Source organism: Streptomyces sp. NPDC018964 (assembly GCF_044390325.1).
Classification (GTDB): Bacteria; Actinomycetota; Actinomycetes; order Streptomycetales; family Streptomycetaceae; genus Streptomyces.
The window spans coordinates 39,070-51,601 of record NZ_JBIRYZ010000035.1; the positions used below are offsets into that span (position 1 = coordinate 39,070).

Genomic DNA, 12,532 nt, shown 5'->3' on the forward strand with positions numbered 1-12,532 from the left:
GCTTTGAATACGGCCTTCCTGACCTGTCCGGGCGGCAACCCGGTGGGGCCGGACTCCTCTCGGCGGCCATGCCCGGCACGCCGGAGCGGCCGGACCGTGATCCGGCCGGGACAGCGGCACCGCGACGACGCCGATGGAACGGCCGCCCGCCGGGCCGCTCGTCCGACGGACGGGGACGGGAGAGGAAAGGGGCCGGTCCGGCGCCGGGTCCCGCCGCGGTGCCGGCCGCCCCGTGCCCCGGGCCCGTCCGGCCTCGGGCCCTCCCGCCCTGTTCCGGATCAGGACCCCGCGGCTTCCGGTGAACCAGCGGCGGTTCACGTCCGTTGTACTGCAGTGCGAGGGCTCACACCTTCGGTGCCGGCCGACGTGCCCCCGGGATGTTCCGTGAGGCGGCCGGACGCTCCTCGGACCGTTGCCCGCCTGCCCGTCCCTTGGCCGTTCCCGCCGAGGACCGGACAGTTCGTGGCCGGACACACGCCGCCGTCGAGCCGCGGCCGGCGGGTCCACCCCATGGGGAGCGTTCCGCGGGGCCGGGACGGTCCCGTGAGGCCGGCACGCACAAGTTTTTCCTGAGCCGAAGTCCGGCACACGCTTCAAGGAGAGCCGATGCACACAGCGCGGCCTCTCCGCCAACCAGTCCAGGAGGGCGCACGCCATGGCGGCGATCGAGGGTACGAGCGCAGGTTTTCAGGGATCGGACGGGGTCCTCTACAGCACGACCCCCGGGGAACTGGTGGACAAGGCCAGGGACATCACCGCCACTCAGGCGAGCGTCCAGGCCGAACTCTCCGCTCTGCAGAACTACGTGAGGGGGCTCGCACCTGCCTGGGGAGGTGTCGCGTCCATGGCCTTCCAGCAGCTCATGCAGGAGTGGGACACCCATGCGGCGAAGCTGCAGGAGGCGCTCCTCGGTATCGCACATGGCCTCCAGAGCACCGCCGACAACTACATGCAGGGCGAGCACGCGAACCTCACGAACCTGAACAACATCAGTCTTCCTCCGGCTCGCCTCTCCTGAAGACGCCGCACTGCCCGGAAACGAAAAGACCTCAGTCCTCGAAGGAACCGATATGCCCGATATCGAAGGAAGCAACATACACGTCGGCCGGGAGCTGGAGGGGGCGGGTCCCTACCTCAACGGCCAGGCGCAGCACATCATGGGCGAACTGCACGCTCTGAAGAGCCGTCTCCAGGTACTGATCGACACGTGGAACGCCCAGTCCGCGACGGAGTACCAGATGCGCATGCACGAGTGGGACATGGCCGCGGTCGGGCTCTTCGGCAGCGAGGCGGAGAACGGCGTGCTCGGTGAGATCGCGCACACGCTGCGCATCAACTGGGGCAATTACGTCGGAGCCGAGGAAGCGAACCTCAGGACGTGGGCCTCCACCCACTGATCCACCGGTTCGCCACGGAGGACCGGGCCGGCCGCACCGCCCCGCACCGCTCGTCGATGTGTGACAAGGAATGACCCAGTGGAAAATGAACGCTGCCACGTGACCGTGGTGGGGGCACGACGACGGGTGGATCTTGCCGTGCCCGCGGACGCGGCGATCGCCGAGTACGCTCCGGCACTGCTGGAACTGGTCGGAGAGGTCGAGTTCGACGAGACCTTTCCCCCCGTCTGGTCGCTCGCCCTGCCGACCGCCGCGCCCTTCCCACCGGAGGCATCCCTCCGGGAATGCGGCGTCGTGGACGGGGCGACGCTGTACCTGAGGGATACGGCCGAGGGCGAATTCGACGAGCCCGTGGTCACCGACCTCGAGGAGTCGGTGAGCCAGGCCAGCGGGGACGCCGCCGAGTGGGGCCGGCGGCTGCGGGCACATACGACCCTGGTCCTCGGCCTGCTGGGGTTCATCGCCGGCTTCGTGGCCCTGGCCCTGGTGGCCGGGCGGGGGAGCGCGCTCGTGGTCGTCGGCGCCGGGGCGCTCTCCGCGGCCCTGTCGCTGGCCGGACTGGTGTGGCAGGCCACCCGTCAGGGCTGGTCCCTCCCGCTGGGACTGCGGCTGATCATGGCGCACGGCACCGTACCGCTGTTCGCCATCGGCGCCGCCGCGCTGTCGACCGCGGCGACGAGCACCGCCACGCTGCCGAAGGCGGTCGGCGTGGGCGCCGTACTGGGGGCGGTGATCGGTCTTCTGGCGCTTCGTCACGCCACCACACTGATGGCGGTGGCGATCACCGCCGTCGGGCTGGTGCTCGTCGTGGTCCTCGCCGGCACCACGCTTCTTGAGACGTCCGCCGTGATGTCCGTCAGCATGATGGCCGTGCTCGGTGCCGCGTCCAAGGTCTCCGGACACTTCGCGGTGCTGGCGGGGATGCCCGGCGGCGGCACGGGAGCCCAGGACGCCGAGGCCCACGTGACACACCTGGTCAAGCGGAGCCAGCGGCTGCTCACCGGGATGAGCGTGCTGGGGTCCCTCGTCACGGCGGCCTGCCTGGTCGTTCTGGGCAGCGCGGACCAGGCATTCGCGGTGGCCCTGGCCGGCTGCCTCGGACTGGCGCTCGTCCTGAGGGCGGGACGGCTGACGGTGGCGGCGGCGGTGGTGCCCATGGTGACCGCCGGGACCGTCGGCCTCTCGGCGACGCTGGTCCGTGCCCCGGGCAACTTCGGGTATCCGGACTGGGCGGGTGCCGTCGTGCTGCTCGGCGCGGCCGTGTTCGCGATGGTGCTCGGCCTGGGCCGGTCCTTCCGCACGGACGACGCCCGGGAACGCCCTTCGTGGATCGATCCGCTTTCCGGGTTCCTCCTGGTGCTCTCCGTACCGCTCGCGGTGGGGGTCTTCGGCGTCTATACATCGCTGCTGCGCTTCTGGCAGGCGTCGTGAGTGCCCGGAACAGGGCGTGATGCCGGTGAGACTCAACGTCCTGCGGGTGGCGGACCGGGGCTGGGGCACCTACCGGACCATCACCGCCGCGCTACGGGCAGCGGGCAAGGGAGCCGTGATCCACGTCCAGCCGGGGGTCTACCGGGAGACCCTGGTCCTCGACAGTGACGTCACGGTCCTCGCGGAAAAGGGCCCGGACACCGTGCGGCTCGTGGGATCCACCGGCCCGGCGGTCAGCGTGCGGGCCGGCTCCCCCGTGCTGCGGGAGATCGTCGTCGAAGGCGCCGGGCACCGCGGTACCGCGGTGCTGATCGGCGGTGGTGAACCGGTGCTCGACCGGTGCACGGTGACCGGAGGCCGGGTCGACGTCATCGGCGATGCCACGGTGGAACTGCGCTCGTGCACGGTGGAGGACTCCAGCGACACGGGCGTCTACGTCACCGGTACGGCGCGTGTCCTGCTCCATGACTGCGTGATCCGGTCCATCGCGGGGCACGGCCTGACGTTCAACGACGCCGCCCGCGCGGACGTGCAGCGGACCACGGTCGAGCGGGTCGTCGGATGCGGGATCGCCATGACGGGGCAGTCCCTGGGGCTCTTCGACAACTGCACGGTCCGGCACACAGGCGATGCGGCGGTACTGCTGCACGCCGCGGCGCGCCCGGTGCTGCGCGACTGCCGCCTGCACGACACGAAGGCGCAGGGGCTGCGGATCAGCGAGAAGACCGGGGCCGCAACCGCGCCGCAGGGGGCCGCCTCCGACGAGGACGCCACCGGAGCCGGCCGGGACGAAACGCGGATCCGGCTGGAGAAGTGCGAGATCTTCCGCACGGGACTCGAGGGTGTGCTGGCGGGCGACGCCGCCGATCTGCGGCTGCGGGACTGCCACATCCACGAGACGGGAGGGGCGGGGGTGATCGCCGCCGGTACCGGCAGGGTGGAACTCGACAGAACCCGTGTCGTCGACGTGCCCGGCACGGGCGTCGCCGCGCTGGACAGCGCGGAGGTGCGGGGGCAGGGCGTCACCATAGCCCGCACCGGAGCCAACGGGGTTCACGCGGCGGACACCTGCACCGTCCGTCTCGCCGACTGCGAGATCTCGGCCACGGCGTACACGGCCGTGCATTTCGGCGGGAACGCACGTGCGGAACTGCGTTCCTGCACGGTGACCGACAGCGCGCAGCACGCCGTGAGCGTCGAGGACTCGGCGGATCTCACGGCCGAGAACCTCCGGGTGGAGGGGGCGCGGATGACGGGTGTCGACATCAACGGCGCCGACGCCGTCCTGCGGCGCTGCGTCATCAGTCAGGCCGAGACAGGCATCAGGCTGGACACCGGGCACCGTCCGCTGCTGCAGGACTGTGAGGTGCTCCGGTCCGCGGGGACGGCGATCGAGATCGCCGCGGCCACGGGTGCCGTCCTGCTGGGGGGCCGGATCGAGACCGCGGGGGCCGCCGGTGTCTTCCTCGCCGAAGGCAGCGCGCCCTGGATCGAGGACCTGGCCGTCGCCGATGTGAAGGGCAGCGGGCTGGTGATCTGGTCCGGGGCCCGGCCGCGGGTGCGGTCGGTGACCATCACCGGAGCGGCCAAGAACGGCGTCTATTTCGGGGACCGGGCTGAGGGGCTGCTGGAGGACTGTTCGGTCGCGGACACCGGTTACCCCGCGGTGTACGTGGGAGCGAAGGCAGGTCCGGTCCTGCGTCGCTGCCTGGTGCGTGACACGGATGAGGATCTGTCCCAGGCCGATGACGCGGACGCGCGTTTCGAACAGTGCCGTACGGACAACGTCAAGGTCGCCACCCTGGCCACGGTGGTCGAGGACCACGAGGAGTCCGAAGCGGAGCAGGAGCCCGCCGCCGAGGACCAGTTGCCGGAACTCCTGGCCGAATTGGAGCAGCTCGTGGGCCTGGACGACGTCAAGCGTGAAGTGGCGTCCATGGCCAAGGTCATGCAGATGGTCAGGCGGCGCCAGGAGGCCGGACTGCAGCCACCGCCCCTGTCCCGGCACCTGATCTTCGCGGGCAATCCCGGTACCGGCAAGACGACGGTGGCGCGGCTGTACGGGCGGCTCCTCGCGGCCCTCGGCCTGCTGGCCAGCGGGCACCTGGTGGAGGCCGAGCGCAGCGCGCTGGTGGGTGAGTACGTCGGACACACCGCGCCGAAGACCACATCGGTCTTCCGCCGCGCGCTGGGCGGGGTGCTCTTCATCGATGAGGCGTACGCCCTGGTGCCGGCGGGACAGAGCAACGACTTCGGGCAGGAAGCCGTCTCGACCCTGGTCAAGCTGATGGAGGACCACCGGGACGACGTCGTGGTGATCGCGGCGGGTTACCCCGAGGACATGGAGCGTCTCATCGACTCCAACCCCGGTCTGGCGTCACGGTTCACCCGCACCCTGCGGTTCGACGACTACTCACCGCGGGACCTGGTGCGGATCGTGGAACATCAGGCGTCCCGGCACGAGTACCGGCTGAGTGAGGAGGCGGCCGCGGCGCTGCTCGCCCACTTCGGCTCGATCGAGCGCACAGAGCGCTTCGGCAACGGGCGCACGGCCCGCCAGACCTTCCAGCGGATGACGGAACAGCACGCCATGCGGGTGGCGGCCCTGGCCGACCCCAGCGACGAGGACCTGACCGTGCTGCTGCCCGCCGACGTGCCCCCGGCGGTGGGGCAATGACCACGCACCGGGGACACGCCGGACGGACCGCGGCCGTCCGGTCACTTCTCCAGCGTGCCCTGGGGGTCGGGGAAACGCGCGGCCCGGTCCACCTTGCCGTAGGACTGCCCGGCCCGGTTGATCATCGCGATGAGGTTGCTGAGGAGGGCCAGCGAGTTGCTCTGCAACGACAGAGCCTTCTGCATCGTCGGGGCGATGTGCCGCGCGAACTCCGCACCGATGTCCGCGAGAACCTGCTGATCCTGGCGGTCCCTGTCCTCCTTGGACTGGTAGTAGCCGGTGTTCGGCGTCGCGCTGCCCCAGTTCATCGCCGCGATCGGCTCATCCGGCGGTGGCGGGCCCCAGAAGGCCGGTGCGTGCACCACGGCGTCCACCCGCGCGCGCAGCGTCTCGTACCCGGAGACGGCGTTGCGGCTCTCGGCGAGCAGGGTGTTCTCGGTCGACCGGACGGTCTTGGCGTCGAACAGGATCGGACCGCTGTCCGCGACCTCCTTGCTCGTCGCCCCGGTGCCCGAACCCATCTCGGGATCGAGGTTGAAGCTGGGCGGCACGTCCCAGCCGACCGACATGGCCGGGATGAGATGACTGAAATCCTTTCCGGCGTCAGGGTTCTCGAAATCGTCGTGATCGTCGTGGTCGTTGTGCCCGTGACTTTGTTGCGGGTTGGGGGTGGGCATCTTTTCGCTCCCGTGTGTGTGTTCGGCGGAAACGCCGGTCCGGAACTGCCGCCGGCTGATCCTGGCCGGCTTCAGTCTGGCACAGAGGAATCCATGACGGGAACCCCGTCAGGGAAATACGGGAGAATTTCGAAGGTGCGCGGCCGGAGCAAGGCTGGAATCGAGAAGGGGGCCTGTCGTGCCGGATATTTCACCCGGTGAATTCACGGTCGCTCTGGGGGAACTCCGGAGCGCGATCGGAACGCTGCGGCGGGAGAACGAGCATGTGTCGAACCTGATCAGTCAGATTCAGGGGCATTTCGAAGCCGCACAGAACTTCTGGAAAAGCCCGTCGTCCGCGTCTTTCGAGACGATGGCCGAGTGGTTCACGAGATCCTCGCGTGATCTTGAGGAGATCCTCGCGGAGGCTGCCCAGCGTATGCAGACCGCTTACGACAATTATGTCCAGGCGGAACATTCCAACACCCGTAACGTCGGAGGCTGAGCGTGCCCGAGAGTGCCGACCACGCCGCAGGGCCCACCCCGGGTGCGGAGAACGTCGACTACGACAGCAGGCTGATCAGGATCAACCCTGAGTCACTGGCCATGGAGGGCGACAGGCTTCTCTCGCTCGCCAAGGAGATGAGCGACACGATCAAGCGGATCAACGCCCTCATCTTCCACCTCAGGCTGGGGTGGGTCGCGGCGACCACCGAAGAGGTGAGAGCGTTCTTCGAACGCTGGGACAAGGTCATGACGCAGATGTTCGGGAACGACGGCAATCCGATCGGAGTGCTGCCTGCCCTTTCCGGAGGGGTGACCGGAACGGCTGTCGGTTTCAGCCAGTTGGAGCTCGAGCTCTTCTGGATGTTCACGAACTTCTCCAACGAGCTCGCCGTTCCTTCCGGCGGTGATGGATCAGGACCTGCTGACCGTATCGGGCCGGAAATTCCCATCACTCAGGATTACGTGGACTGAAAATGACCAGGGTAGATTTCCACCGTCCCGCCAGAACTTTCCCGCCATCGGTTCCCGAGCAGCAGGTGGCATTGGCGGCCCCTCCGCAGAAGGCCACGGAGAACCAGGCTCAGACCTGGCTCTACATGCTGCTTCCCCTGCTCAGCAGCGTGAGCATGGCCGCTTACATGATCACCTTCGGTAAGACGTGGATGATCCTGCTCGGTATCGGTTTCGTCGTTCTTTCCATCGGCGTCATGGTGCTGGTCAGGACACAGACGAAGAACGCCAGCCGACGCACCCAGTACCGTCAACGGGAGAGATATGTGGAATATCTCTCCGACATTCGCGCACAAGCTAGGCAGGCGGCAGCGGCGCAGCGCGCGACCAACGCCTTCGTCCACCCCAGCCCGCAGAGGCTGTGGGCCGTCGTCACCGCCGGTCCGCGGCGCGTGTGGGAGCGCCGGCCGACGGACCCGGACTTCATGAAGCTGAGGCTGGGCATCGGCCGCGCCAGGCCGGCGATGAGCATCGTATTGAGCAAACACGGTGACCCCACCACGGAGCACGACCCCGAGTCGCACCAGCGCGCGGTGAAGCTCACCCGCGACTTCGAGACCATCGGTCTCCAGCCGGCCTGGGTCGACCTGGCGAGAACGGGCGTCCTGAGCCTGCTCGGACCCGAGGAACGCACCGCCGAGCTGACCTCGGCCCTGCTGATGCAGCTTGCCGTGCTGCACGCCCCGGACGATGTCGAGATCATCGCCCTCACCCGGGCCGAGGACCACACGTGGGGATGGGTGAAGTGGCTGCCGCACGCGCGTCAGCCGGGTCGGGCGGAGCACGTCCCCCAGGTCGCCCGGACCATGGACGGCATCGCCGATCTGCTCCACGCGCACATCGACCGCATACGGCAGGAGCGTGCCGAGCGCGCGGTCTCCCTCGGCGGGCGCCGCGAGACGCAGGTGTCGCGGCACCTGGTGGTGGTGCTGGACGACTTCCGGCCAGGGGCCGACTGGGCTCGCCTGCCGCTGGTGTCGGACCTCCTGGCGGAGGCCGGCGCGGAAGCGGGCCTGCATGTGGTCTGCCTGGTCACCAAGGAGAGCGAGGAGCCCAGCAGGGTCGACGCGCGGGCCCGGGTGGACTTCGAAGGGAACCTGGCACTGGAGACGCGCCACCCCGGACTGGTGCAGACGGTGGCGGACGCCGTCGCCGACAAGCCCCCGTCGCAGCTGGGTGAGCAGGTGGCCAGAGCACTGACGCCGCTGAGACTCACCGGGGAGCAGGAGCAGGTCCTCGCACGCACCGTCGCGCTGCCCGAGATGCTGGGAGTCGAGGACCTGGGATCGTTCGACCCGACCCGGCTGTGGCGCAAGCCCGACGACGAGGCGCTGCTGCGGCTGCCGATCGGCTTCACGGGCGAGGGCGCTCCGCTCGTGCTGGATCTGAAGGAGGCCGCACTCGGCGGCATCGGCCCCCACGGCCTGGTCGTCGGGGCGACCGGATCGGGCAAGAGCGAGCTGCTGCGGACCCTTGTCACGGGTCTGACGATGACCCACGCTCCCGAGCACCTCAGTTTCGTCCTGATCGACTTCAAGGGCGGCGCCACTTTCGCGGGCGTGACCGAACTGCCCCACGTGGCGGGCCTGATCACCAACCTCGCCGATGACCTGGCGATGGTCGACCGTGTCCGCACGGCCCTTCAGGGAGAGCAGCAGCGGCGCCAGCGGATGCTGCGTGCCGCCGGCAACGTGGACTCGGTCCGCGAGTACCAGATCCTGCAGGAGGCCGGCGGAGCCGATGCCGACGGCAGGCCCCTCGAACCGATGCCCTACCTGATGATCATCGTTGACGAGTTCGGTGAACTCCTCGCTCAACGGCCCGATTTCATCGACCTCTTCGTCCAGATCGGACGGGTGGGCCGAAGCCTCGGCATGCACCTGCTGCTGGCCACCCAGCGGTTGGACGAAGGACGTCTGCGCGGCCTGGAGTCGCACCTGTCCTACCGGGTGTGCCTGCGTACCTTCAGTGCCCAGGAGAGCCGGGCGGTGATCGGGACGCCCGACGCCTACCGCCTCCCCTCGATCCCGGGCTCCGCCTACCTCAAGGTGGACGAGTCCGTCTACGAGCGGTTCAGGGTCGCGCACATCTCCGGCGCGTACCAGGAGGAGAGCGAGCGGGAACCGGTGACCGGACCGGCCCCCGTACCCGTGCCGTTCGAGCTGCGGACCGCCGAGGCCGCCCGGACCGAGGACGACGACGCCGCCGAGCCGTCCGTGACCCTCGCCAGGCCGAAACCGGGCCAGCGCACCGAGATGCAGGTGGCGGTGGAACGCGTGCGGGCGTACGGCAACGCCGTGCACCAGGTGTGGCTGCCGCCACTGCCCGCGGCCGTCGAGCTCGACTCGATGCTGGGACCCGTCACCACCGACGACGAGCGCGGTTTCCACTCCAGCCTCTGGCCGCAGGGCGGACAGCTCTTCTTCCCGCTCGGTGTCGTGGACCTGCCCAGCCGCCAGGAACAGCGGGCCATGCTCATGGACCTGTCCGGACCACAGGGACATCTCGTCGTCGTGGGCGGACCGCAGTCCGGCAAGAGCACCCTGCTGCGTTCGTTCATGATGAGCGCGATGCTCACCCACACCCCTCGTGAACTGCAGTTCATCGGAATAGACTTCGGCGGCGGCAGCCTCACCGGACTGGAGCGTGCACCCCACGTGTCGGGCATCACGACGCGGCACGACGAGGCACGGACCAGACGTGCGCTGTCCGTGATCCGGCAGCTGGTCGACGACCGCGAGCGGCTCTTCCAGAAGCTGCGGATCGACTCCGCGGCGGACTTCCGTGCCCTGCGTGACCAGGGGGAGCTGCCCGAGGACGTCAACGCCGCCGACGTCGTCCTCGTCATCGACAACTGGGCGGCGCTGCGCGCGGACGTCGAAGAGGCCGAGCAGATCGTGCCCGACATCGCGGTACGCGGTCTCGGAGTGGGCGTACACCTCGTCCTGACCGCGAACCGCTGGGCGGAGCTGCGCTCCAACCTGCGGGACACCATCACGGGCCGCCTGGAGCTGCGCCTGGCGGAACCCGCCGAGTCCGAGATCTCCCGGCCCCTGGCCCGGCAACTGCGTGCTTTCCTGCCCGGCCGCGGCATCGTGGCGCCCGGAAACGTCTTCCACACGGCGCTGCCGCGCCTGGACGGTGCGGCGGTGACCGAGAACCTCGGCAAGGCGCAGGAAGCGGTGGTCGACGAACTGGCCGCGAGCTGGTCCGGCCCCACCGCCGCACCGCTGCGGGTGCTGGCCGACGTCGTCACGCCGGAGGAACTGCAGCGGGCCTGCGAGGACCTCCCCGGCGGGACGGCCGCGCTGCCCGACAGCGCGGTACCCATCGGGATCCGGGACTTCGATCTCAGCCCCGCGGTGCTCGACCTGGAGGCCAACGGCCCGCACTTCCTCGTGTACGGCGATCCGGGGTCGGGCAAGACCACGTTCCTGAAGTCGTGGATGCGCTCCATGGCCCGCCGGCGTTCCGCCTGGGACGTGCGCTTCATCGTCGTCGACTACCGGCGCGGGCTCCTGGGCGCCGTCGACGAGGACTATGTCGGCGCGAGTGCCGGCGATCCGGACTCCGCCGCGACCTACCTGCGGCAGGTCGCGGAAAAGCTCAAGGAACGCATCCCGCCCGCGGGCATCACCCCGAGCGAGCTGAAGAAGAGGGACTGGTGGTCGGGGCCCGAGCTGTACGTCGTGGTGGACGACTACGACCTCGTCGCCGGCGGCGGGGCCATGGCACAAGGGCCGCTGGCGGTGATCAGCGACTACCTCACCCAGGGGGCCGACATCGGATTCCACATGATGCTCGCCCGCAGAACCGGGGGCGTGGGCCGCTCCTTCGCCGATCCGGTGGCCGGCCGCATCCGTGACCTCGGCTCCGACGGCCTGCTTCTGTCGGGTGATCCACGTGAGGGAGCGGTCCTGGGGGATCAGCGCGCGCGGCGCCTCCCTCCCGGCCGTGGCCTTCTCGTCTCCCGCCGCGGCGGCGCCCAGCTCGTCCAAACGGTGCAGGACCTGGCGGACACGTAGGCCTCGCGCCCCCGCCGTTCCGCCCGATGCCCGTCAGCCCACGATCACTCGTGGGTGGCCCCTGCTTGGCCGCCCGTCCGTGAGGAACCCACACCATGCCCCACTTCGATGACTCTCTGATTCGTGAACTCGGACGTCAGTGGATCGAGAACGGCCAGAGGCTTCACGACTACGTGACCGTCATGGACAGCAGCATGTCGTTCATGAACGACGGGTGGACGGGCAAGGCCGGAGAAGCCGCGCAGGTGGTGTGGAGCGGGGTGGCCGATCACAACGTCCGTCACGCCCTGCTGGAAGCGGGCCAGGTGGCCCAGGACGTCGGAAACGCGATCATCGCCTATGCGGACGAGTTGCAGAAGACGGTCGAGGAGATCGACCGGGCGCACATGATCGAGGCCCTGGCCTCCATCTTCGGTCTCGTTCTGGGGCTTGCCTCCTTCGGCATCGCCGGTCTGCTGGGCCGGCTCCTCGCCTCGGTCGCGGACATCGTGGCGGGTATCGTGTCCAGGATCTCCTCGATCGCCTCCGCCGCGGCCGGAGCAGGCCGCGCGGGCGCCTTCGTGACCGATGCGGTCATCAACGCGGCACTGACCCTGGGCACGGACGTCCTCTCGAACCTGATGGCGTCGAAAGCGGTCAACGCGCCGCTGCACATCAACTGGCAGTCGGAGGGAATGAACATCGGCCTGGGCGTCTGGATGGGCGCGGGAATGGGCGGTCTGGAGTCCGCACAGGGACACCCCAACACGACGGGCAGGAACCTGCCGCAGGTCTCGTCCTCCGCCTCCCTGCCCAAACCCGCCGAGGTCAAGGTCTCGACCACAATCGAGAGCTGGACCGATTCATCCCCGGTGCCGCTCTCGCAGGGGCCCGACCCGGTCAACCTCAGCGTGTCCGGCATCCGAGGGTCGGAGCTGAGGACGAACCACGCGCCGCCGGCGAACGTGGGCGTGCAGAGCCCGGCTGTCAGCCCGCCGCGCGCGAGCACAGGCCGGGAGAACGCGGCCGCGCGTACGCCGGAGAGTGTCGTGGGGGTGGAGGGCAGCCGCGGTCAGGTGTCGGCGGGGCATCCGGTTCCGGTGGTTCGTGAGAACGCGGGGGTGGAGGCGTCGGGCGGCCAGTTCGCGGGCGGCCGTGCCGGGCAGGCGCCGCCGGTCCGGGAGGGGGGCGACGTCACTCCTGTGCCCCGGGCGTCGGACGCGTTCCTCGACTCGCCGCCGCAGAGTGTGAACCGGGAGAACGCGGCCGCGCGTACGCCGGAGAGTGTCGTGGGGGTGGAGGGCAGCCGCGGTCAGGTGTCGGCGGGGCATCCGGTTCCGGTGGTTCGTG

9 protein-coding genes are annotated in these 12,532 nt (G+C 69.5%); 8 read left to right on the forward strand and 1 reads right to left on the reverse strand.

Annotation, left to right across the window (positions count from 1 at the left end):
- Positions 1-655 precede the first annotated feature (655 nt).
- The 4 genes from ACH5AO_RS35130 (at position 656) to ACH5AO_RS35145 (ending at position 5,505) form a co-directional block, all read left to right on the forward strand.
- Positions 656-1,018 (forward strand): WXG100 family type VII secretion target, encoded by a 363-nt coding sequence (locus tag ACH5AO_RS35130; RefSeq protein ID WP_398931898.1) that lies wholly within the window; start codon positions 656-658, stop codon positions 1,016-1,018.
- A 52-nt stretch (positions 1,019-1,070) separates the two neighbouring features.
- On the forward strand, positions 1,071-1,397 hold the full coding sequence (locus tag ACH5AO_RS35135; protein ID WP_391795606.1) for a WXG100 family type VII secretion target: 327 nt from the start codon (positions 1,071-1,073) through the stop codon (positions 1,395-1,397).
- A gap of 78 nt (positions 1,398-1,475) precedes the next feature.
- Positions 1,476-2,828: a type VII secretion integral membrane protein EccD gene (eccD, locus tag ACH5AO_RS35140; RefSeq protein WP_398931900.1), complete on the forward strand. Its 1,353-nt coding sequence runs from the start codon at positions 1,476-1,478 to the stop codon at positions 2,826-2,828.
- Positions 2,829-2,853: 25 nt separating this feature from the next.
- On the forward strand, positions 2,854-5,505 hold the full coding sequence (locus ACH5AO_RS35145; protein WP_398931902.1) for a right-handed parallel beta-helix repeat-containing protein: 2,652 nt from the start codon (positions 2,854-2,856) through the stop codon (positions 5,503-5,505).
- Positions 5,506-5,546: 41 nt separating this feature from the next.
- Here the strand turns inward: ACH5AO_RS35145 and ACH5AO_RS35150 are convergent, their stop codons facing one another.
- Positions 5,547-6,182, reverse strand: coding sequence for a hypothetical protein (locus ACH5AO_RS35150; RefSeq protein ID WP_398931904.1), 636 nt, complete (start codon positions 6,180-6,182; stop codon positions 5,547-5,549).
- 178 nt (positions 6,183-6,360) lie between these two features.
- On the opposite strand from ACH5AO_RS35150, the gene ACH5AO_RS35155 reads away from it, so the two are divergent.
- The 4 genes from ACH5AO_RS35155 to ACH5AO_RS35170 form a co-directional block, all read left to right on the forward strand.
- Positions 6,361-6,666, forward strand: a complete 306-nt coding sequence (locus ACH5AO_RS35155) for a WXG100 family type VII secretion target (protein ID WP_391795610.1) — start codon at positions 6,361-6,363, stop codon at positions 6,664-6,666.
- Between the two features lie 2 nt (positions 6,667-6,668).
- Positions 6,669-7,139, forward strand: a complete 471-nt coding sequence (locus ACH5AO_RS35160; RefSeq protein WP_398931906.1) for a WXG100 family type VII secretion target — start codon at positions 6,669-6,671, stop codon at positions 7,137-7,139.
- A 65-nt stretch (positions 7,140-7,204) separates the two neighbouring features.
- On the forward strand, positions 7,205-11,203 hold the full coding sequence (gene eccCa / locus ACH5AO_RS35165) for a type VII secretion protein EccCa (protein ID WP_398931909.1): 3,999 nt from the start codon (positions 7,205-7,207) through the stop codon (positions 11,201-11,203).
- 95 nt (positions 11,204-11,298) lie between these two features.
- A partial coding sequence (locus tag ACH5AO_RS35170) for a hypothetical protein (RefSeq protein ID WP_398931912.1) occupies positions 11,299-12,532 on the forward strand: 1,234 nt, incomplete at its 3' end.